At 69.8% G+C, this 21636-nt stretch carries 22 protein-coding genes; 15 read left to right on the forward strand and 7 right to left on the reverse strand.

The features are described from left to right. The first annotated feature begins 22 nt into the window (after window positions 1-22). The 3 genes from C9E82_RS14155 to C9E82_RS14165 are packed head-to-tail and all read left to right on the forward strand — an operon-like array spanning window position 23 to window position 1868. Window positions 23-424 (forward strand): ketosteroid isomerase-related protein, encoded by a 402-nt coding sequence (locus tag C9E82_RS14155; RefSeq protein ID WP_119897159.1) that lies wholly within the window; start codon window positions 23-25, stop codon window positions 422-424. Beyond that, window positions 421-1005 carry a GNAT family N-acetyltransferase gene (locus C9E82_RS14160; protein WP_119897160.1) on the forward strand — a complete coding sequence of 195 codons (585 nt, stop codon included), beginning with the start codon at window positions 421-423 and terminating at the stop codon, window positions 1003-1005. The genes C9E82_RS14155 and C9E82_RS14160 overlap by 4 nt, the downstream gene beginning before the upstream one ends. An 8-nt stretch (window positions 1006-1013) precedes the next feature. Continuing rightward, window positions 1014-1868 (forward strand): carbon-nitrogen hydrolase family protein, encoded by an 855-nt coding sequence (locus tag C9E82_RS14165; RefSeq protein WP_119897172.1) that lies wholly within the window; start codon window positions 1014-1016, stop codon window positions 1866-1868. Between the two features lie 22 nt (window positions 1869-1890). On the opposite strand, the gene C9E82_RS14170 is transcribed toward C9E82_RS14165, so the two are convergent. The 5 genes from C9E82_RS14170 to C9E82_RS14190 all read right to left on the reverse strand — a co-directional run bounded on the left by C9E82_RS14170 (window position 1891) and on the right by C9E82_RS14190 (window position 6787). After that, window positions 1891-2214: an antibiotic biosynthesis monooxygenase family protein gene (locus C9E82_RS14170; RefSeq protein WP_119897161.1), complete on the reverse strand. Its 324-nt coding sequence runs from the start codon at window positions 2212-2214 to the stop codon at window positions 1891-1893. 103 nt (window positions 2215-2317) lie between these two features. Beyond that, window positions 2318-3508, reverse strand: coding sequence for a glycosyltransferase (locus C9E82_RS14175; protein WP_119897162.1), 1191 nt, complete (start codon window positions 3506-3508; stop codon window positions 2318-2320). 5 nt (window positions 3509-3513) lie between these two features. After that, window positions 3514-4404, reverse strand: coding sequence for a glycosyltransferase family 2 protein (locus C9E82_RS14180; RefSeq protein WP_119897163.1), 891 nt, complete (start codon window positions 4402-4404; stop codon window positions 3514-3516). Beyond that, window positions 4401-5447 (reverse strand): glycosyltransferase family 2 protein, encoded by a 1047-nt coding sequence (locus C9E82_RS14185; RefSeq protein ID WP_119897164.1) that lies wholly within the window; start codon window positions 5445-5447, stop codon window positions 4401-4403. The genes C9E82_RS14180 and C9E82_RS14185 overlap by 4 nt, the downstream gene beginning before the upstream one ends. Next, window positions 5444-6787 (reverse strand): polysaccharide biosynthesis protein, encoded by a 1344-nt coding sequence (locus C9E82_RS14190; protein WP_183154084.1) that lies wholly within the window; start codon window positions 6785-6787, stop codon window positions 5444-5446. Before C9E82_RS14190 ends, C9E82_RS14185 begins: the two co-directional genes overlap by 4 nt. A gap of 126 nt (window positions 6788-6913) precedes the next feature. On the opposite strand from C9E82_RS14190, the gene C9E82_RS24525 reads away from it, so the two are divergent. Then, complete coding sequence (locus C9E82_RS24525) at window positions 6914-7078, forward strand: hypothetical protein (RefSeq protein ID WP_170162015.1); 165 nt, start codon at window positions 6914-6916, stop codon at window positions 7076-7078. Window positions 7079-7093: 15 nt separating this feature from the next. On the opposite strand, the gene C9E82_RS14195 is transcribed toward C9E82_RS24525, so the two are convergent. Then, the gene (locus C9E82_RS14195) at window positions 7094-7759 is read right to left on the reverse strand and encodes a sugar transferase (RefSeq protein ID WP_244936030.1); all 666 of its coding nucleotides are present in this window, start codon (window positions 7757-7759) and stop codon (window positions 7094-7096) included. Between the two features lie 532 nt (window positions 7760-8291). Here C9E82_RS14195 and C9E82_RS14200 point away from each other — a divergent pair. The 4 genes from C9E82_RS14200 (at window position 8292) to C9E82_RS14215 (ending at window position 13428) form a co-directional block, all read left to right on the forward strand. Further along, window positions 8292-8966, forward strand: coding sequence for a PIG-L deacetylase family protein (locus C9E82_RS14200; protein ID WP_119897167.1), 675 nt, complete (start codon window positions 8292-8294; stop codon window positions 8964-8966). Window positions 8967-9048: 82 nt separating this feature from the next. Beyond that, on the forward strand, window positions 9049-10392 hold the full coding sequence (locus C9E82_RS14205; protein WP_183154085.1) for an O-antigen ligase family protein: 1344 nt from the start codon (window positions 9049-9051) through the stop codon (window positions 10390-10392). 4 nt (window positions 10393-10396) lie between these two features. Further along, window positions 10397-11266 (forward strand): sulfotransferase family 2 domain-containing protein, encoded by an 870-nt coding sequence (locus tag C9E82_RS14210; RefSeq protein WP_119900691.1) that lies wholly within the window; start codon window positions 10397-10399, stop codon window positions 11264-11266. Further along, on the forward strand, window positions 11263-13428 hold the full coding sequence (locus C9E82_RS14215) for a GumC family protein (RefSeq protein WP_119900692.1): 2166 nt from the start codon (window positions 11263-11265) through the stop codon (window positions 13426-13428). The genes C9E82_RS14210 and C9E82_RS14215 overlap by 4 nt, the downstream gene beginning before the upstream one ends. Before the next feature lie 3 nt (window positions 13429-13431). On the opposite strand, the gene C9E82_RS14220 is transcribed toward C9E82_RS14215, so the two are convergent. Further along, window positions 13432-14451: a LacI family DNA-binding transcriptional regulator gene (locus tag C9E82_RS14220; RefSeq protein ID WP_119900693.1), complete on the reverse strand. Its 1020-nt coding sequence runs from the start codon at window positions 14449-14451 to the stop codon at window positions 13432-13434. A 138-nt stretch (window positions 14452-14589) separates the two neighbouring features. Here C9E82_RS14220 and iolG point away from each other — a divergent pair, with 138 nt between their 5' ends. The 7 genes from iolG to iolC form a co-directional block, all read left to right on the forward strand. Further along, on the forward strand, window positions 14590-15597 hold the full coding sequence (iolG, locus tag C9E82_RS14225) for an inositol 2-dehydrogenase (RefSeq protein WP_119900694.1): 1008 nt from the start codon (window positions 14590-14592) through the stop codon (window positions 15595-15597). Window position 15598: 1 nt separating this feature from the next. Then, window positions 15599-16417 (forward strand): sugar phosphate isomerase/epimerase family protein, encoded by an 819-nt coding sequence (locus C9E82_RS14230; RefSeq protein WP_119900695.1) that lies wholly within the window; start codon window positions 15599-15601, stop codon window positions 16415-16417. Between the two features lie 74 nt (window positions 16418-16491). Further along, window positions 16492-17418 (forward strand): sugar ABC transporter substrate-binding protein, encoded by a 927-nt coding sequence (locus C9E82_RS14235; RefSeq protein WP_119900696.1) that lies wholly within the window; start codon window positions 16492-16494, stop codon window positions 17416-17418. A 142-nt stretch (window positions 17419-17560) separates the two neighbouring features. After that, on the forward strand, window positions 17561-18601 hold the full coding sequence (locus C9E82_RS14240) for an ABC transporter permease (RefSeq protein ID WP_420849863.1): 1041 nt from the start codon (window positions 17561-17563) through the stop codon (window positions 18599-18601). 1 nt (window position 18602) lies between these two features. After that, entirely contained in the window at window positions 18603-19382 is a 780-nt protein-coding gene (locus C9E82_RS14245) for an ATP-binding cassette domain-containing protein (RefSeq protein WP_119900698.1), read from the forward strand. Continuing rightward, a complete protein-coding gene (locus tag C9E82_RS14250) occupies window positions 19382-20509 on the forward strand; it encodes a Gfo/Idh/MocA family protein (protein WP_119900699.1) in 1128 nt (375 codons plus the stop codon). The genes C9E82_RS14245 and C9E82_RS14250 overlap by 1 nt, the downstream gene beginning before the upstream one ends. Then, a partial coding sequence (gene iolC, locus C9E82_RS14255; RefSeq protein WP_119900700.1) for a 5-dehydro-2-deoxygluconokinase occupies window positions 20496-21636 on the forward strand: 1141 nt, incomplete at its 3' end. The genes C9E82_RS14250 and iolC, both read left to right, overlap by 14 nt.

A 21636-nucleotide genomic window follows, 5' to 3' on the forward strand; every position in this document is an offset into this window, starting at 1 on the left:
GGCCACATCAAGGAGACCGCCGATGGACACCAAAGCCCTGATCGCCGCTTATTACGAGGCCTTCAACGCCGGCCAGACCGACCGCATGATGGAGATGCTGCATGACGAGGTCGAGCATCACGTCAACGAGGGCCAGATCCGCAAGGGCAAGGAGCTGTTCGCCGAGTTCAACCGCCACATGGCCGAGTCCTATCGGGAAAACCTGACCGACATGGTGATCTTCGCCAATGAGGCGGGGGACCGCGCGGCGGCGGAATTCGTGGTGAACGGGACCTATCTGAAGACCGATCCCGGCCTGCCCGAGGCGAAGGGCCAGACCTATCGGCTGCCCGCCGGGGCCTTCTTCACCATCCGCGACGGCAAGATCGCGCGGGTAACGACCTATTACAACCTTGCCGACTGGATCGCCCAGGTCAGCGCATGAGCGTCACCACCCGCATCCTGACCGGCGAGGCCCTGGCCGCGGCGCTGGACGACGTGGCGCGGCTGCGCATCGCCGTGTTCCGCGACTGGCCCTATCTCTATGACGGGGACCTGGATTACGAGCGGAGCTACCTGACCGCCTATCAGTCGCCCGGCGCGGTGGTCGTGGTGGCCGAGGATGGCGGGCGGATCGTCGGCGCCTCGACCGGGGCGCCGATGGCCGATCACGCGGGCGATTTCGGCGCCGCCTTCGCGGAGCGTCCCGAGCCGCTGTCGCAGATCTTCTATTGCGCCGAATCGGTGCTGCTGCCGGACTGGCGCGGGCATGGGCTGGGCCATGCCTTCTTCGATGCGCGCGAAGACCACGCCCGGCGGCTGGGCTTCCGGTATTCGGCCTTCTGCAGCGTGCAGCGGCCGGCGGACCATCCCCTGCGCCCGGCGGATTATCGCCCGCTGGACGGTTTCTGGCGCAAACGCGGCTATGCGCCCCTGCCGGGCGTGGTCGCCAGCTTTTCATGGAAGGATGTCGGCCAGGCCGAGGCCACCGACAAGCCGCTGCAATTCTGGATGAGGGCGCTGTGACCCGGATCGTGAAAATCGCCGCCGCCGCCTATCCGATCGACTGGTTCGAGGATTTCGGCCAGTATCGGGCCAAGATCACCCGCTGGGTTGAGGATGCGCAGGGCGCCGATCTGCTGGTCTTTCCCGAATATGGCGCGATGGAGCTGGCCTCGCTTGGCGGGCGCGCGGTGGCGGGCGACCTGGAGGCATCGCTGCACGAGGTCGCCAGGCACCGGGACCGCGTGGCGGCGCTGCACGAGGATCTGGCGCGGCGGCATGGCTGCCATATCCTCGGCGCCTCGGGTCCGGTCTTCGAGGGCGCGCGTCCGGTGAACCGCGCGGTGCTGTTCGGGCCGGATGGCCGGATCGGGCATCAGGACAAGCAGATCATGACCCGGTTCGAGCGCGAGGAATGGGATGTCGCGGGCGCGCCGGGGCTGCGGGTCTTCGACACCGCGCTGGGACGGATCGGCATCCTGATCTGCTATGACAGCGAATTCCCGCTGCTGGGCCGGCTGCTGGCCGAGGCGGAGGTGGAACTGATCCTGGTGCCCTCCTGCACCGACACGGTGGCGGGGTTTTCGCGCGTGCGCATCGGGGCGATGGCGCGGGCGCTGGAAAGCCAATGCGTGGTGGTCCATGCGCCCACGGTGGGCGATTGCGACTGGATGCCGGCGCTGGACGAAAATCGTGGCCGGGCGGCGATCTATGGCCCGCCGGACGGCTTCTGGCCCGAGACCGGCATCATCGCCGAGGGCGGGATGGACCGCCCCGGCTGGGTCGTCGCCGAGATCGACCTGTCGCGCGTCGAGCAGAGCCGGCGGGACGGCGCGGTCCTGCCCTTCGCCCATTGGCCCGAATCGCGCGCGCCGAAGCTGATCTGAGCCCGCCGCGCGGCGATAGGGTTCAGGCGGGTTCGGCGGCGATGTGCTGGATGGCGCTGAACCCCTCGAAGCGCGGGGCGCCGACATGCAGCTTGCGGCTGTCGCCGGCGCGCTGATGGGCGGCGCGGAACTGGTCGCTGCGGGTCCAGTTGCGGAAATCCTCCTCGCTGCGCCAGACCGTGTGCGAGGCATAGAGCCGGTTGCCGTCCTCCTCGGGGCCCTTCAGCATGTGGAATTCGACGAAGCCGGGCAGTTCCTTCAGGTGGCTGTCGCGGCTCAGCCACAGCGCCTCGAATTCATCGGCATTTTCCAGCGGCACGGTGAAGCGGTTCATCGCAAGATACATCGGGCGTCCTTTCGCGGTTGCACGCCGCTTGCCGGGCGTCCGGTCCATGGCGGCGGTCGTCGGTTCTGGCTGACGCGGTGGGCCACGCTGGCTGAAAATCTGGCTATACCTTCGCTGTCGCCCCGTCAAAGGCGGCGTCAAAACCGGCGGCCGGCGCCAGCATCGGGTGCAGGTCCTCGGGCGACAGGACGAAATCGCCGGCCGGGCGCGCCAGCAGGCGCTGGCGGGTGGCCTGCAGCTGGGCGCCGGGCAGGTGGCGCAGGAAATCGGCCAGCAGCTGGGGATCGGCGCGCTCGATCACATAGCCCAGCCCATCCGCGACGATCCGCCGCCCGGTCTGCGTGCCGGCCAGCGCGACCGAGGGGCAGCCGCACCAGCTGGCCTCATAAATGCGGTTCGGCAGCAGCCAGTCGGAGTTCGTGCCGCCCTGCCACAGGTCCTGCGCCCAGACCAGGTCGCAGCCGGCATAGACCTGCGCCAGGTCCTGCGGATAGGCATAGGGGCCGGTCCATTCGACATTGTCGCGCGCGGCGACGGCCTGGTGAAAGCCCCGCACCGCGTGGTCGTGCAGCTGGCCCGCGAAACGCAGGCGCAGCGCCGCGCCCATGCGGTCGGCGGTGGCCAGCAGCAGGTCGACCGAGCGCTGGCAGCGGATCGCGCCGACCAGCCCGATGGTCAGCGGCGCGGCCATGCGCGGCCGGGGACAGGGGCGCGGCGGCATGGTGGCCGGATCGGTGCCCAGCCACAGCTTGTTCTCCACCAGCGCCACCGGGCCGCGCCAGCCCTGCATCGGCGTGAAATAGTTTTCCATGAAACCGGGCGAGGACAGCACCAGCAGCGCCGACCGGGCAAGGACCAGCCGCTCGGCCCGGCGCATGGCCATGCCGATCGGATCGCGCCGGGTCATCATCCCGTGGATGTCCAGGCATTCATAGACCAGCGGCGCGGGCGGCCGCCCGCTGCGCTGCGCCGCCAGGCGGCAGGCGGCCAGCGCGATCAGCGCAAGGTCCAGGTTGCGCGCGATCACTAGCCGCGCCGCGGCCAGCCGCTGCCATTCGCGCATTACCCGGCGCACCGCGCCCGCCAGCCCCAGCGCCCGGCCCGCGATGTCGTTGTGGCGCACCTCACCCAGGTCGACATTCACCCAGTCGGGCGTGAAATCCGGCCCGCCCGCGCGGCGCTGGCAGAAGGACGTCACCTCGCAGCCCAGTGCCTCCAGGGCGCGGATGCGGCGGATCTGCGAGGCTTCCGCCACATCGAAGCCGAAGACCGCGACCGGCAGGGGCTGGCGCATGTCCCTCATACCGGGTCGCGTCCGTAAAGCTGCGGCTGGCTGCGGTCGAACAGCCCGGCGCAGACGCCGCGATGCAGCTGGCCGCGCAGATACCAGAAGTTGCGCCGCGTCTCGCCCGAGGCCAGCGCCTGGCGCAGCCGGCAATATCCCGCCTTGGCCGCCGCGCGGACCAGCAGCGATGCCCGTTCCGGGGCCGAGCGGGCGGTGACGATATGGGTCTGCCCCATGCGATAGCGGCGCACCGCCAGCCATTCCAGCGTCTGGCGCGCGGGCGGCACCGGCTCGGTCACGACCGCCAGGGGGGCGGGGACGATCTGCGCGCCCATCCGGGTCAGGCGCAGGAAGAACTCGGTATCCTCGCCCCCGGTCTGGCCGCGCGACAGGTCATAGCGCTGGCCCTGCCAGGGCATCCCCTTCCAGCGCAGCAGGACATTGCCGCTGTTGGCGATCGGGCGCTTGGTCCGTGCCGGATGGGTGGAATGCAGGTCCAGCTCGCGCAGCCAGGCGGGCGCGTCCTCGGGATAGATGGCCCGGACGGTTCCCAGCGCCCCATCCGCGCCGCTGGCCTCGGCCGCCTTGAGGATCTGCACCAGCCAGTCGGGGGCGACGGTCTCGTCATCGTCCAGGCTGGCGATCCAGTCGGCGTCAGCGGCCGCCTCCAGGCAGGCGTTGCGGGCGACCGAGATGTTGCGGGCGGGCGCGTGGAGATAGAGGCAGGGAAAGGGCAGCGCCCGCGCCGCCGCCTCAACCGTGGCGCGGGCGCTGTCGGTATCGTCGTTGTCGGCGACGACCAGCCGCAGATCGGCCGGCACCGGATGCAGGCGGGCGATGGCGGCGATGGCCTCGGCCACCTGCGGGCGGCGGAAGGTGCACATCACGATGTCGATACGCGTCATGCCGCGGTCCTTCTTGCAATTCCGGTCAGAAATCCCGCCCCCCAGGGCAGGTGCATCGCGGCCAGCGCCGGACCCGCCAGCAGCCCGCAGGCGCTGCGATGGCGCAGCGCCATGGCCGCCGAGGCCCCCGCTAGCAGCGCCAGATAGGCCAGCGGCCAGATCAGCCCCGCCCCGGCCAGCAGCGGCAGGCCCGCCGCCAGCCCGGCGGCGGCCGTGGCCAGCCCGGCCAGCAGCAGCACCAGGTTCAGCGCCGGGGCGATCTGACGCGGCCGGGGGCGGATGCCGTGCTTGCGGCAGGTGCGGGCGCGGCCGCGGCCATAGTTCCAGTATTGCCGCGCCAGCGACCGCAGGCCCGGCCGCATCCGGTAATCCAGCCGCAGATCGTCGGCCATCCAGATCCGCCCGCCGGCCTGCCGGAGGCGGTGGTCCAGCTCGGCATCCTCGTTATGGCTGAAGCGCGGGTCATAGCCGCCGACATGGCGAAACCAGGTCAGCTCCATCGCCGCGTGATGGCCGTGATCCACCTCGCCGGAACGGCGCCCGCCGCGATGCGCCGACCCGCCCGAGCCCAGCCTCGTGTCCACGATCCACGCCGCGGCCCGCGAAAAGCAGCCCCGGCCGCGCGAATCCATCGGCACCACGACCGAGGCATGCCCCGTCTGCACCAGCCGGTCGGCCACCCGCATCGCGAAGCCGGGCGGATAGGTCGCATGGGCATCGGCGCGGACCAGGATCCGGTGCCGGGGTTCGGCGCATAGCCGGACCGCGCGGTTGATGCCGGCCGATTGCAGGCGCTGCGGATTGTCGATCAGGCGGATCTGCGGAAACTGCCGCGACAGGGCTGCCACGATGGCGCGTGTGGCGTCGGAACTGCCGCCGTCGGCGACGACCAGATCGGCCTGTGCCAGGCGCGGATCGCCGGCCAGAAGCGAGCGCAGGCAGGCCTCGATCCCGGCGGCCTCGTTCAACGTAGGCACGACGATCAGCACTTCGGCGCCGGTCAGGGCGGTGCCGGTCGCGGCCGGGGGAAGCGGCCGGTTCATGACGCACCGCCTGCTGCTGCGGGCCGGGCGAACAGGTGGCGGATCGTCAGGATCGAGGGGTCGATCTGCAGCCTCGCGCGGCAGAACCAGGCCATGATCGCCTGCGCCGCGGCATAGCCGATCACCGCGCCCGCTGCGGCGCCCTCCAGCCCGCCAAGCGCGCCCAGCCCGCAGATGGCCGCCACGGTGACGGCGCCGCCGATGACATTGCCCAGGAAATCCTCGCGCCCGCGCCCCGCGCTGGTCAGCAGGACCGCGCCCGGCCCGGCCAGCACCGCCGAGACGGGCAGCAACAGCAGGACCAGCATCGCGGGCAGGGCCGGGGCATAATCCGGCCCGAACCAGCCAAGCGCCATCTCGCCCGCCAGCAGGACCAGCGCCACGCCCAGGCCCAGCCCGCCCAGCTTGATCGCGGCCGAGCTTGCCAGCAACCGGTCGCGCCGCCGCGGCTGGCCGGCCACCATGGCCCGTGCGATCGGCTGGCTGAAGGCGACATCCACGGCCACCACGCCGAAATTGAGGATGTTGATGATCGAGAAGGCGACCGTGAAGCGGCTCAGGTCGTCGCCCGCCAGCACCAGCGCCGCCATCGCGATCAGCAGCGACTTGCGATATTCGCTCATGATCAGGCCGGGGGTCATCCACAGGCCCAGCCCGACCCATTGCCGCCGGTTCCGGGCGCGGGCGCCTGGTCCCGCCAGCGGCGCGAAGGCGCCGCGCAGCAGCCATTGCTGGATCAGCGCTGCCGTCAGTTCGGACAGCGCGAAAAGCGCGACCACATGCCAGGCCTGCAGCGCCAGCCCCGCCGCCCAGGCCAGGCCCAGCCCCAGCGACAGCACCACCGGCCCGGCCAGCAGCCGGGGCAGCAACCCCTGCCGCATCGCGCCAAGCGCGGTCGCGTGCCGCCCCGTCGCCCGCGCCATCGCCGTCGCCGCCATCGCGACGATGACCGCGGCGATCATCCCCGCGCCGCCCTGCTGGACCATGGCGATCCCCAGCGCGACGGGCGGCAGCATCAGCGGGATGGTCAGCCGGTTGAAGCGGATGAAGCCGGCGGCCTCGGCCCGGCGCCCGTCATGCAGGGCCGGCACCAGAAAGCGCATCGAGGCCGATTCGACGTTGAACGTCAGCAGGATCGAGGCGATCTGCGCGACCGCGATGGCCTGGAAGACGGCGCCCGAGTCCTCGGGCCGGACCAGCCGCACCAGCAGCATGGTCCAGACCAGCGCCAGAAGATTGCTGCCGATCCGCGCCGCGACCAGCAGCAGCGAATTCAGCAGCCCGACGCCGTGATCGCCCTTGGCGATTCTTTTGATAAAATTTTCAGCTTTCGGTTGCATCACGGGCATCGGCATGTCAGCCATGACGCGGTCCGGGCAGGGATGTCGCGGGCATTGTTTCGCGGTCTGGGTAAAGCAATCGGTTCACTTGTGGTTTGTCTGGAAAATTCATGCTCATATGATGCCATGACATTGGGGCATCTGATCATCGGGCTTGTGGCGGGCGGCATCATCGGTGCCTGTGCCTCTCTGGTTTTCGGTCTGGGTCTCTGGGGCAGCCTGGGGGTCTTCGTGGTCGCGGCCAACCTGGCGGCGCTGCTGTCGATGTGGCGCGACGGCAGCCGGCGCTGAGGCGTCAGGCGCGGCCTACTTGCCGGTCGCGCCCAGGACCACCAGCGCCGTGCGCGCGATGATCGCCAGATCGCCGGCAAGGGTCAGCTCGCGCGCATAGGCCTCGTCCATGGCGACCCGCGCCGCATAGCTGATGTCGTTGCGCCCGCTGACCTGCCAGCGTCCGGTCAGCCCCGGCCGCACCGACATGTAGGCCTCGCGCGCCGGACCATAGAGATCCAGCTCGGCCTCGGGCACGGGGCGGGGGCCGACCAGGCTCATCTCGCCGCGCAGCACGTTCAGCAGCTGCGGCAGCTCGTCCAGGCTGGTCTTGCGCAGGAAGCTCCCGATCCCGGTGATCCGGGGGTCGTCGGCCAGCTTGCGGCTGCTTTCCCATTCCCGGCGCGCGCCGGGATCCTGCGCCAGAAGCTCGGCCAGGCGGCGATCGGCATCGGGCACCATGGTGCGGAATTTCAGGCAGGTGAAGGGCTGGCCGTCGCGGCCGATGCGGCGGTGCCCGAACAGCACCGGCCCGCGTTGCCATGACAGCCCGGCGGAAAGCAACATGATCAGCGGCGCGAAGACCGCGATCAGCACCAGCGCGCCGGTCACGTCCAGCAGCCGCTTTCCCCAAGCTGCGTAGAAGCTGGCAGAGGCATCCATGCCGGCATGGTCGGGCTGGCGGCGCCCCCACTTCTTCATCGCATCAGACAACATCAAAACACTCTCCTCGGAATGAGGAACAACACGAAAAAAACACGCGCGACCGGAAATATGACGGCCCACAAGTCCCGCGGCGGGCGGGTGCAAGTCAATTCAGGCTCTCCGGCCCGCAATGCTGCTGCGCAGAAAATTGCCGGTTTTACAGAGATGCAGCCCCCGGGATCACCAGCAGCTATCGCGCTGGATGAGCCGGCCCTGTGACGGCGTCCAGCCCGTTTCTGCCCTGCGCGGAAATTGTGCGGACAATTTCAGGAATCGTGATCCGGCAGACAAGGACCCTGCAGCTTCAAGTTGTTTTCTGGGAATCCCCGAATCGGCGGAAAATCGCCGATGAGGCGTCCCGCCACCCCCGGCCGCCGATGCTTTCGGCGTGAACCCCTGACCGCTGGCGGGCGGGTGCGGATCGGCGGGCCACCGGGGAATTGAAACGCCCGGCCGGTTTGCGTAGGCAGTCGGCTGCTGCCGGAGGTTTTCCGCCGGACCTTGTTCCAAGTAAGACGATTGTTGTTTCATGTTGCAGTTTTCGGCGGCGGACGCCGGTTCGACCGTCATGGCGGTCTTCGCTCATCCCGATGATGCCGAGCTGTCCTGTTTCGGCCTGCTCTCCAAGCTGCGCGATGCGGGCTGGACGGCGATCATCGTGATCGCCACCCGGGGCGAGAACGGCGCCGATGCCAGCCAATGGGACCGCGTGGCCGAGGCGCGGCAGGCCGCCGGGCTGATCGGCGCCCAGGTCGTCTTCGGCACCTTCGCGGATGGCAGCGTCCCGGCGACGCGGGCGCTGACCGCCTGGGTCGAGGAGCTGCTACAGGCCCATCGCCCGGCGCTGGTCGTCACCCATTTCGCCGGCGAGGCGAGGCTGGCCCATCAGGACCATGTCGCGGTCGGTGCCGCCGTCCATCTTGCCACGCGCCGCGCCGACTGGCTGCCGACCCTGATCCTGTCGGAAGGGGTCGAGGGCGATCCCTCGTTCCGGCCGAACTGGTTCGTCGATATCGGCGACCACTATGACCGCAAGCTGCGGGCGCTGGCGATCCATGCCTCGCAGGCGGCCAAGCCCTATATGCGGGCGGGTTATACGGAATTGCGCGCCCGCAGATGGGATCTGTATCTACCGGCTGCGGCGGGCAGCGATGGCCCGCCGCGATTCTGGGAGGCGTTCATGATGGTCCGTCAGGTCGTCTGACGGGCCTTGGCGGGCGAAGCTGCCCCCTGGTGCCGATTGTCGCCGGATGTCCGGCCATGTTGCGAGTGATGACAGACAGCCCTTGGAAATTCCCGTTCTGCCCGCCCCGGACCCGCGCGCGCCCCGCGCCGCGGCACGCCCGGCCATGACCGCCCCCGCCCTGCCGATGGGTCCGTCCGGCGCGATCTCTCCGAGGGTCGGGCAGCGCGCCTTCTGGCGGCTGTTCGACCTGTCCCTTGCCGGGCTGGCGATCATGGTGGCGGGGGATACCTTCAATCGCTGGGGGGTGTCGGGGCCGCTCTGGGCGCTGATCTATGCGATGGCGGTGCTGCGCATCCTGACCGTCTGGCCCGCCTTCCACCGGGTGCTGGCGCGCAACCGGATCTGGCTGGCCTATCCGCTGGTGGCGCTGTCCTCGGTGGTCTGGTCGGTCGACCGGCCGCTGACGCTGGTCGCGGGCGTGCAGCTGACCATGAGCGTCCTCATCGCCTTCTTCATCGGCTGGCGCTTCGCGCCGCGCAAGCTGATCGTGATCGGGATGGTCGCGCTTGGCGCGGGGGTGCTGGCCTCGGCGCTGAACTGGGCCACGCTGGCCTTCGGCGGGCCTTTGCACAGCGCGGTGGGCGGGCTTCTGGGCATCTATACCAACAAGAACATGCTGGGCCATTTCGGGCTGATGGCGGCGCTGCTGGCGATGACGGTCGCGCTGCTGCCGCCGGGCCAGGCGCCGCGCGGGCTGCGGATCGCGGCCCTGGCCCTGGTGCCGCTTTGCGTCTTCATGGTGGTGCTGTCGCTGTCGATGACCGCGGTGCTGCTGCTGCCCTGCTTCCTGGTGCTGCTGCTGCTTCTGAACCGCCGCCGCCTGCCGCCGGGGCTGCGTTTCGCGATGCTGTCGGGCATCGTGCTGCTGATCGGCGCCGCGCCGCTGGCGATGGGGCTGGCGGGGCTGGACCCGCTGGCGCTGCTGTTCCAGGCCACCGGCAAGGATGCCACGCTGACCGGCCGGACCGAGCTGTGGCGCATCGCCGCCGGGCAGATCGCCCAGGCGCCGCTGACCGGCTTCGGCTTCCGCGCCTTCTGGGAATCCGATCAGTTCCGCGCCGCCCATTTCGCCGTGCTGCGCGCCGGCTCGACCGCGCCCAGCTTCCACAATTTCATCGCCGACGTGATGATCGGCTCGGGGCTTGCGGGGCTTGTCGCGATCCTGGCGCTGGTGGCGCGCAGCCTGTCGCTGGGGCTGTGCTTCTATCTGCGCGAGGGCTCGCCGGTCGCGGCAGGCAGCCTCGTGACCCTGCTTCTGCCGCTGAGCCTCGCCCTGGTCGAGCCCTATCTCTACCGCCAGCACGAGCTGATGATGGGCTGGATGGTGATGATGGGGGTCAGCATCTTTTGCCACGCAAAGCCGCTGGCCGGCGCCCAAGGATGACGTCATGAGAGAACTTCCCCCCTTTGCCCGTTTCCGGCAACGCTCGCGGCTCTATGCGGGCAGGGCGCTGCGCACCGTCACCGGACAAAGCCTGCGCCATCCCTGCGTCTTCATGCATGTGCCGAAATGCGGCGGCACCTCGGTCTCCGAGGCGCTTTATGCGACGGTGCCGCTGCACCTGAAGATCGGCATCCTCGACGCGCCGTCGATCCGGCGGGCGCTGGCGATCCTGAATTGCGGTCGCGACGACCTGAGCTATCACGACGAAGGCCCCCGCGCTGCCGAGACCAGCCGTTTCCGAGAGGCGCTGGTGCTGATGCACATGGCCCATCAGGCAACGCTGATCCACGGGCATTTCCTGTTTTCCGAGACCGCATGGCAGCATTTCGGCGACCGCTATCGCTTCGTGTCGATCCTGCGCGACCCGGTGGCGCGAACGATCTCGAATTACCGGATGGATCGCCGCACCGGCGTGTTCACCGGCGATTTCGACGCCTTCCTGGATAGCGCCGAAGGGCGGCTGAAGGCATTGCACATGCTGCGCTATTTCAGCGGCATGCCCGAGGTCGCGCCCGAACAGGAGGCGCAGGCGCTGGAGATCGCGCGACGCAACATGGCGCGCTTTTCGCTGCTGGGTTTTCTCGATGACCTGCCGGGCTTCGCCGCCGGCTTCGCGCGCCTCTTCGGGGTCCGGCCGTGGATCCCGCACTACAACGCCGCCGAGGATGCGGACGTCCAGATCACTCCCGAACAGCATGGCAGGCTTCGGGCGCTCTGCGCGCCCGATATCGCGCTCTACCAGCTGGCGCGGGACATGGCGCAGCACCCGCAGCCCGCCGCAAGCCCCGTCACAGGGATGGAGAAAACCGCATGATCCAGAACGATCCCCCCCTTCGCCACCCGGCCCGGATGCAGCGCGACGACGCCGTGCCGGATGTCGATCTGGGCGCCACCCTGCGCGCCCTGCGCGGCGGGCTGCGCCGCCAGTGGCCGGTGATCGCGGCGATGGTGCTGTTGCTGTCGGCGCTGACGATGGCCCATCTGCTGGTGGCCCAGCCGAAATACACCGCGCGGGCGGCGCTGATCGTGGACCCGCGCATCTCGAATTCGGTGAACGGACCCGAGGCGCCGACGCTGCTTCTGTCCGATGCGCTGGTCGTGGACAGCGAGCTGGAGGTCCTGTCCTCGCGCGAGGTGACCGGCCGGGTGGCCGCCAGCCTGGGCCTGTTCGAGGCCGCGGAGGAAGCCGCGCCGCCGGGGCCGCTTGGCCGGGTGCTGACCGCATTGGGCGAGCTGCGCGACCGCCTGGCGGGCGGTCCCGAGGCGCCGCTGCTGCAGGGCGAGGATGCCGAGGCCGGGCGGCGCGAGGCGATCCGGCGCAAGATGATGGAGGGCTTCGACATCACGCGCGCGGGCGGCACCTATGCGATCCAGATCGCCTATACCGATGCCGATCCGCTGTTTGCGACCCGCGCGGTCAACGCGCTGATCGAGGAATATTTCACCGTCTCCTCCGATGCCTCGCTGTCCGATACCCGCCGCATCAGCGCCTGGCTGGACCAGCGCGTCGCGGTGCTGGGCGGCGAGGTCGAGGCCGCCGACCGCGCCGTCGCGGATTACCGGCGCGAGAACGACCTTTTCGCGATGCGCGACGACCTGCTGCCCTCCGAGGCGGAGCTGTCGGCGGCGAACGACCGGCTGATCGGGTTGCGCTCCCGGCTGATCGACCTGCAGACGGCCGAGGACCGGATCGCCGCCATCCTGACCTCGGATTCGGTGGCGCCGCTGCTGGACGGCACGCTGGGGGGCGAGGTCGCCAGCCCGGCCCTGCGCGAGATGCAGACCCGGTTCTCGCGCCTGATCGGAGACGAAGGCGAGCTGGTCGGCCGCTGGGGCGCCGACAGCGACATCGTGGCGCGCAACCGCCAGGACCAGGCGCAACTGCACCGGCTGATGCTGGAGGAAGCCCGCCAGATCGCCGAACGCATCCGCAGCCAGCGCGATGCCGTCGGCAGCCAGATCGCGGCGACCGGGCAGCAGATCGAGATCCTGCGCGAACGCGCCAGCCTGGACGCGCAGAAGTCGATCCGCCTGCGCGAGCTGGAGCGCGAGGCGCAGGCCAAGCGCCGCCAGTATGAATCGATGCTGGGCCAGATGGTGCTGGCGACCCAGAACGAGACCTTCCAGCGCGCGCCCGCCCGGATCATCGCCCGCGCCGTCCCCCCGGACGAGAAGTCCTGGCCGAAGGGCAAGCGGCTCCTGGCGCTGGCGGTCTTCGGCGGGCTGGTGCTGGGCGCCGGGATCGGCTTCCTGCGCGAGGTGACCGACAATCGCCTGCGCCGTATCGGCGAGCTGCGCGACGGGCTGGGCCTGCGCTATCTGGGCGTGCTGTCGCCGGTGTCGCCGCGGCGGGTGCGGCCTGCGCAATCGGCCAGCTTGCGGGGCCTTGCGGCGGAACTGCGCCAGCGCCGCCCCGAACAGGGCGGGCTGGTCTGCGGGCTTGCCTCGGCGTTTCGCGGCGAAGGGGCGCCGGTGGTGGCGGGCTGGCTGGCCGCGGAACTGGCGGGGGATGGCCGGGTGGCGCTGCTGGACCTGGACGGCGCCGGGGATCTTGCGCCCTTGCTGCCGGGGAATGTCGCCGTGCAGCAGCTGACCTCGGTCGAGGATCCGCAGGCCATCGCCACGCGCCTTGCCGCGCTGGCGGAGGAGGGGCGGCCGGTGGCCGTGCTGCTGCACCAGCGCGGCGCGGGCCCCGAGCTTCTGGTGCGCCGCCGCCTGCAGGCGCTGGTCGCGCTGATCGCGGAGATGCGCGGCCGGTTCGACCAGGTGATCGTGCTGCTGCCGCCGCTGGATGAGGCGGCCCGGACCGAGCTGGCCGCCGAACTGGTCGATTGCGCGATCCTGGTGGTGCGCTGGGGCCGGTCGGACCTGCCCGAGCTGTCGCAGGCGCTGACTGACGCCGCCGCGCTGCGCCCGAAGCTGCTGGGCGGGCTGTTCGCCACCGACGGGATGCGCGGCTTTCGGCGCTACAACTGAGGATCAGGTGCTGCTGCGCTGGATGAAGCGTCCGGGCAGCAGCACGTCCTGGGTCCGCTTGCCCTCCAGCACCTCCAGCAGCTTCTCGGTCATCAGCGTGACCGGCTGGCGATAGGTGGTCAGCTGATAGGTGGGCGAGGCCGAGAGCGGGATGTCGTCGAAGCCCGTCACGCCCACGTCCTGCGGCACGCGCAGCCCCAGCCGGGACCGCAGCGCGTCCATCGCGCCGATGGCGATGATGTCGTTCTCGCAGACCAGCACGTCGGGCCGCGCCCCGGCCTCGGCGCCCTGCATGGCGGCCAGGACGCCCTCGAAGGCGGCGCCGAAGTCGTATTCGCCGACATGGATCACCGGCACGCCCCTGCCGGTCAGCTTGCGCCAGCAGGTGTCGAAGCTGTCCCTGCGGTGCAGCTTGGCCGATTGCGTGTCGGGCCCGGCGACGAAAAGCGGGCGGCGATAGCCCCTGTCATGCAGGCTTGCGGCGATCGTGCGCATTGCCTCGGCATCGTCGCAGGCGATGGTCAGCGTGTTCGGGTTCTGGCTGTAGCGCGCGAAGATCACCAGCTTCTTCAGCCGCCGCGCGCCAAGCGCCGTGCCCAGCACCCGGTCGTCGAAGCGCGTGCCGATCACCACCGCCGCGTCCACCCGCCGCTGGCTGGCTGCCAGCAGCGCGGCCGAGGCATCCTCGCTGTCGGACATGTGGACCAGCAGCGTCGCCCAGCCGTTCGACCACAGGATGCGGGTCAGGCGTTCCAGCAGAACCAGCTTGTGCGGGTTGGTGAAGTCGTTGGTGATGATCGCCACCAGGTTCGAGCGGTCCGAGGCCAGCGACGAGGCCAGCAGGTCGGGCGCGTAACCCAGCGCCTCGGCCGCGGCCATGACCTTCTCGCGGCTCTTGCGGGAAATCGAGGCGTCCTTCTTGAAGGCGCGCGCGACCGTCCAGCGCGACACGCCCGCGGCGGCGGCCACGTCGTCGGCGGTCACGGTCTCATCAAGGTCGGCATGGTCGGGCGGCAGTGGCATTCCTGCAGCTTAGTCCAGCGCGCCCGCCGCAGGAAGCATTTTGCTCGCGCGTGCAGATTTTTCTTGCACGCGCGAGCAAACGGAAGCAGTCTGGCGCTAACAGACGATACCGCGACTGATTCGAGGGAGGAGTGCGGGATGCTCAGGGTTGCCCTGCTGGGGGCTGGCCGGATCGGTCAGGTCCATGCGAAATCCATGACGGCGAATGCGGATTCGCGGCTGGTGGCCGTGGCGGATGCCCATGCCGAAGCCGCGCAGGCGCTGGCCGCGCGGATCGGTGCCGAGGCGAAGACGGTCGATGAGATCCTGGCCGACGCGGGCATCGACGCGGTGCTGATCGCCACCTCGACCGACACCCATTCCGACCTGATCCAGCGGGCGGTGGCCGCGGGCAAGGCGGTCCTGTGCGAAAAGCCGGTCGACCTGTCGCTGGAGCGCGCGCTGGCCACGCTGAAGGCCGCCGACCGCGCCGGGCATCCGGTGATGATCGGCTTCAACCGCCGCTTCGATCCGAATTTCGCCGCGCTGAAGGCCGCCTTCGACCGCGGAGAGATCGGCAAGGGCGAATTGCTGGCGATCACCTCTTTCGATCCGGCGCCGCCGCCGATCGACTATGTGAAGGTCTCGGGCGGGCTGTTCCGCGACATGATGATCCATGATTTCGACATGGCCTGCTGGATCTTCGGCGGCGCGCCGGCGCGGATCACCGCCACCGGCAGCGCGCTGGTCGATCCTGAAATCGGCGCGGCGGGCGATGTCGATACCGCCGTGGTCACGATGGTCTGGGACGACGGCCGCATCGCCGTGGTCAAGAATTCGCGCCGCGCCGGCTATGGCTATGACCAGCGGATCGAGCTTCTGGGCTCCGAGGGGCTGCTGGCGGCGCGGAACGTGCTGGAAAACACCGTCGAGAAGATCACCGCGGACGGCGCGGTCTCGGCCAAGCCGGTGCATTTCTTCCTTGAACGCTACATGCGCGCCTACGAGGATGAATGGACCGCCTTCGTCGAGGCGCTGGCATCCGGCGCCGACATGCCGGTGACGCTGCGCGAGGGCGTGGCCGCGCTGGCCTGCGCCGAGGCCGCGACCCGTTCGGCCCGGACCGGCGAGACCGTGGCGGTGACGCCCGCGATGCTGGGGGCCTGAGATGCGCCGGACCGGCTGCTGCACCTGGATCTTCGGCGGCGAGGACCTTGCCGCCATCGCCCTGCGGGCCCGCCGCGCCGGGCTGGACGGGGTCGAGCTGCATGGCGACGTCGCGGGGATCGACCCGGTGCGGGCCGGGCGCATCTTCGCGGACCAGGGGCTGGCGGTCTTCTCGATCACGCCGGGCGACGCGGATATTTCCCATCCCGATGCCGCGATCCGCGAGGCGGCGCTGGCCTATTACGAAGGGCTGGTCGGTTGGGCCGGGCGGCTGGGCCACGGCGCGCCGCGCATCTCGGTCCACGGGCTGGTGGGGCGGATCCGCCCGGTCTCGACCCAGGCCCAGGAAGACGCGCTGCTGGCCGACAGCACCCGCCGCATCTGCGCCATGGCCCGGGCTGCCGGGCTGCCGGTCGTCTTCGAGATCCTGAACCGCTATGAAAGCCATCAGGTCCGCACCGTCGCCGAGGGGCTGGCGCTGCTGGACCGGGTCGGCGCGGCCAACCTGTCGCTGCTGCCCGACGCCTATCACATGAATATCGAGGAGGCCTGCCCGGCCGCCGCCCTGCGGGCGGGCGGCGCCAGCATCGGCCTCTATCACGTCGCGGATTCCAACCGCGGCGCCATCGGCGACGGCCATGCCGACATCGCCGCACAGATCCGCGCGCTGGATGATATCGGCTATGACGGCCCGGTCATCATCGAGCCCGCCGCCCCCGGCCCCGATCCGTTCAGCACGGACAAGGGCGAGGGCTATCGCGATATTCTGGAGGACATGCTGTCGCGCTCGGTCCGGGCGCTGCGTGCCCTCGGAAGCTGAATTCGGCGGTCACGCCGGATGCCGGCTGGCGGAGGGGTCAGCCGGTGCAGGTCCGAAAAAACTGGGAGGACAAGATGAAATACGCAATTGGTGCCGCCGCGACCGCCGTCTCGCTGTTGCTGGCGGGGGGTGCTGCGGCGCAGAACATCATCGTCGTGGCGCATGGCCAGGCCAATGACCCGTTCTGGTCCGTGGTCAAGAACGGCGCCGCGAAGGCGGGCGAGGATGCCGGCGTCACCGTCGATTTCCGCGCGCCCGAGACCTTCGACATGGTGCAGATGAGCCAGCTGATCGACGCCGCCGTGAACCAGCAGCCCGACGGGCTGGTCGTGTCGATCCCCGACGCGGATGCGCTGGGGCCGTCGATCCAGCGCGCCGTGGATGCCGGCATTCCGGTGATCTCGATGAATTCGGGCGGCGACGTGGCCCATGACCTGGGCGTGTTCTTGCATGTCGGCCAGTCGGAATACGACGCCGGCAAGGCGGCGGGCGAAAGGCTGGCCGAGCTGGGCGGCACGAAGGGCATCTGCGTCAACCACGAGGTCGGCAACGTCTCGCTGGACCAGCGTTGCGAGGGCTTCGCGGAAGGCTTCGGCAATCCGGTCTCGGTGATCCCGACGCAGATGGACCCGGCCGAGGTGCAGTCCAAGGTCCGCGCCGCGCTGGAGGCGGATCCCGAGGTGGACACCGTCCTGGCCCTGGGCGCCAGCATGGTGGGCGAGCCCTCGGTGGCCGCGGTCGAGGCGCTGGGGATGCTGGAGGACGTGCGCGTCGCCAGCTTCGACCTGTCGGCGGGCTTCCTGCAGGCCGTGGCCGACGGCAAGGCGGCCTTCGCCATCGACCAGCAGCAGTTCCTGCAGGGCTACCTGCCGGTCTCGTTCCTGGCGCTGCATGCCAGCTATGGCCTGATCCCGGCGGGCGACGTGCCCTCGGGGCCGAACCTGGTGGGCGAGGACGCGGCGGCGCAGGTGATCGACCTGTCGGCGCAGGGCATCCGCTGATCCGCCACGCATCCGGCGGGCGCGCCTTGCCGCGTGCCCGCCCCATCCGGAACCGATGAAGGGGAGGGGAACACCCATGGCCTCGGACAGGACCCTATCCGCGGACGAGCGGATCAAGGCTGAATCTCTTGCGACCAGACTGATGAAGCGTCCCGAACTGGGCGCGATGGGCGGCGTGGTGCTGGTCACCATCTTCTTTCTGATCACCGCCAGCCCGGCGATGTTCACGCTGCCGGGCATCATGAACTTCCTGACGCCCGCCGCGCAGCTGGGCATCCTGGGCATCGCTGCCGCCATGCTGATGATCGGCGGCGAATTCGACCTGTCCATCGGCTCGATGGTGGCCTTCGCCGGGATGATCTTCGGCGTGCTGGTGGTCAATCTGGGCCTGCCGCTGATCTTCGCGATCCCGCTGACCATGGGTTTCGCCGCCGCGATGGGGGCGCTGAACGGCGCCATCGTGATCCGCACCGGCCTGCCCAGCTTTATCGTGACGCTGGCCTTCCTGTTCATCCTGCGCGGCGCCTCGCTGGTCGGGCTGAAGATGTTCACCGGCGGCTCGACCCAGCTGCGCGGCGTGCGCGAGGCGGTGTCGGGCGACTGGCTGGCCCCGGTCTTCTCGGGCGATGCCTTCGGCGGGCTGTTTCGCTGGATGGCCGAGATGGGCTGGATCGGCAAGCTGCGCTCGGGCGCGCCGACGGTGCCGGGCGTCCCGGTCGAGATCCTGTGGTTCATCGCCTTCGCCCTGGTCGCGACCTGGGTGCTGCTGCGCACGCCCGCGGGCAACTGGATCTTCGCCACCGGCGGCGACCGGAACGCGGCGCAGAATTCCGGCGTGCCGGTCCGCCGCGTCAAGATCTCGCTGTTCATGCTGACCGCCTGCGCGGCGGCGCTGGTGGCGATCATCACCGTGATCGACAGTGGCTCGACCGATGCGCGGCGCGGCTTCATGAAGGAATTCGAGGCGATCATCACCGCGGTGATCGGCGGCTGCCTGCTGACCGGCGGCTATGGCTCTGCCATCGGCGCCTTCTTCGGCGCAATCATCTTCGGCATGGTCACGATCGGGCTGACCTATACCGGCTTCGACCAGGACTGGTTCCAGGTCTTCCTGGGCGGGATGCTGCTTCTGGCCGTGGTGTTCAACAACGCCATCCGCAAGCGCGTGACGGGGGAGCGCTGAGATGACCGATCCCATCATCCACATGGAAAACATCAAGAAGCATTTCGGCAATGTCATCGCTCTGAACGGCGTGACCTTCGACGTGCGGCCGGGCGAATGCCACTGCCTTCTGGGCGACAACGGCGCCGGAAAGTCGACCTTCATCAAGACCATGTCGGGCGTCCACAAGCCGACCGAGGGCACGATCACCTTCGAGGGCAAACCGATGTCCTTCGACAGCCCCCGCGACGCGATGGAGGCCGGGATCGCCACGGTGTTCCAGGACCTGGCCATGATCCCGCTGATGAGCGTGACGCGCAACTTCTTCATGGGGCGGGAACCCACCAAGGGACGCGGCCCGTTCAAGCGCCTGGACCTGGAGGCCGCCAACCGGATCACCATGGAGGAGATGCGCCGCATGGGCATCAACCTGCGCGCCCCCGACCAAGCCGTGGGCACCCTCTCGGGCGGCGAGCGCCAGACCGTCGCCATCGCCCGCGCGGTCCATTTCGGCGCCAAGGTGCTGATCCTGGACGAGCCGACCTCGGCCCTGGGCGTGCGCCAGACCTCGAACGTGCTGGCCACCATCGCGCGGGTCCGCAGCCAGGGCGTGGGCGTGGTCTTCATCAGCCACAACGTGCGCCACGCGCTGGCGGTGGGCGACCGCTTCACGGTACTCAATCGCGGCCAGACGCTGGGAACCGCGCAGAAGGGCGAGATCGACGCCGCCGAATTGCAGGACCTGATGGCCGGCGGGCAGGAACTGGCGCAGCTGGAAGGCAGCCTCGGGGGGACGATCTGATGCCGGCGGCCCGTTCCCTGGGCGTCGCGCTGATCGGCACCGGCTTCATGGGCAAGTGCCACGCGATGGCCTGGCGCAATCTGGCCACGGTCTTCGGCGGCGCCCATCCCCGGCTGGAGATCCTCTGCGACACGCCCGAAGACAGGGCGCAGGCGATGGCCGCGCAATTCGGCTTCGCGCGCGGCAGCGGCGACTGGCAGGCGGCGGTCGCCGATCCGGCGGTGGACGTGGTCTCGATCACCACCCCGAACGGGCTGCACCGCCCGATGGCCGAGGCCGCCCTGCGCGCCGGCAAGCATGTCTGGCTGGAAAAGCCGATGGCACTGACCCTGGATGATGCGCAGGCCATGGCGCGGCTGGCCGCCGCCCATCCCGGCCAGGTGACGATGCTGGGCTACAACTACCTGCGCAGCCCGGCCTTCCAGGCGGCGCGGGCGATGATCGCCGATGGCGCCATCGGCCGCCCGCTGGCCTTCCGCGGCGTCTATGACGAGGATTATTCCGCCGATCCCGACCTGCCCTGGTCCTGGCGGATGACCCACGAGGGCGGCGGCCTCGGCGCGCTTGGCGACCTGGGCTGCCATCTTGCCAGCCAGATGGTCGCGCTGATGGGGCCGGTGGCCGAGGTCACGGCCATGACCCAGATCGCCGTCGCCACGCGGCCCTCGCCCGACGGCCCGCGCGCGGTGGAGAACGAGGACAGCGCGCTGGCGCTGATCCGCTTCGCCTCGGGCGCGCAGGGATCGTTTGCGACCTCGCGGGTGGCGCGGGGCCGCAAGTGCCGCCTGCAATGGGAGGTCCATGGCAGCACCGGCACGCTGGTCTTCGACCAGGAGAACATGAACGAGCTGTGGGTCCACCGGGCGGGCGAGCCGGGCTTCACCCGTCACCTGACCGGCCCCGACCAGCCCGATTTCGCCGCCTTCTGCCCCGCGCCCGGCCATAATTTCGGCTTCAACGAACAGAAGGTGGTGGAATGCCGCGACCTGGTCGCCGCCATCGGCGGGGCCGCCAATCCGGGCCCGGATTTCGCCGCCGGACTGCAGATCGAACGCATCATCCACGCCATGGCCGCCTCGCAGGGCAGGCCGGTGCGGGTCGGGGAGGATCTTCATGAAGACGCTTGACGTGATCACGCTCGGCCGTTCGTCGGTTGATCTGTACGGCCAGCAGGTTGGTGGTCGTCTGGAGGACATGGGGTCGTTTGCGAAGTATATCGGCGGGTCTCCGACCAATATCGCCTGCGGGACGGCGCGGCTTGGGCTGCGGTCGGCGGTGATCACGCGGGTGGGCGACGAGCATATGGGGCGGTTCATCCGCGAGCAACTGGCGCGCGAGGGCGTCGACACGCGCGGGGTCGCGAGTGATCCCGAGCGGCTGACGGCGCTGGTGATCCTGGGGATCCGCGACGAGGAGCAGTTCCCGCTGATCTTCTACCGCGAGAACTGCGCCGACATGGCGCTTTGCGAGGCGGATATCGACGAGGGCTTCATCGCCGAGACGCGCAGTGTCGTGGCGACCGGGACGCATCTGTCGCATCCGCGCACCGAGGCGGCGGTGCTGAAGGCGCTGAACCTCGCCCGCAAGCACGGCGCGCGGACGGCGCTGGACATCGACTATCGGCCGAACCTCTGGGGCCTGGCCGGGCATGGCGCGGGCGAGAGCCGGTTTGTCGAAAGCGCCGCCGTCACCGCCAAGCTGCAATCCACGCTGCATCTCTTCGACCTGATCGTCGGCACCGAGGAGGAGTTCCACATCGCCGGCGGCAGCACGGATACGATCGAGGCCCTGCGCGCGGTGCGCGCGGTCAGCACCGCCACGCTGGTCTGCAAGCGCGGCGCGGCCGGCGCGGTGGCCTTCGAGGGCGCGATCCCCAGCGGCCTCGACGAGGGCCAGGCCGGGCCGGGCTTCCCGATCGAGGTGTTCAACGTGCTGGGCGCGGGCGACGGCTTCTTCTCGGGGCTGCTGAAGGGCTGGCTGGACGATGCGCCCTGGCCGCGCGCGCTGGAATACGCCAATGCCTGCGGCGCCTTCGCGGTTTCCCGCCACGGCTGCACGCCGGCCTATCCCTCGCTGGCAGAGCTGGAGTTCTTCCTCAAGCGCGGCGTGCTGCGGCCGGATCTGAGGAACGACGCCGAGCTGGAGCAGGTCCACCGGGCCACCAATCGCCGCAATCCGGGCGCGGGCGACTGGTCCACGATGCGGGTCTTCGCCTTCGACCACCGGGCGCAGCTGGAGGAGATGGAAGGCTATA

The organism is Paracoccus sigandri (genome assembly GCF_003709565.1).
GTDB lineage: Bacteria > Pseudomonadota > Alphaproteobacteria > Rhodobacterales > Rhodobacteraceae > Paracoccus > Paracoccus siganidrum.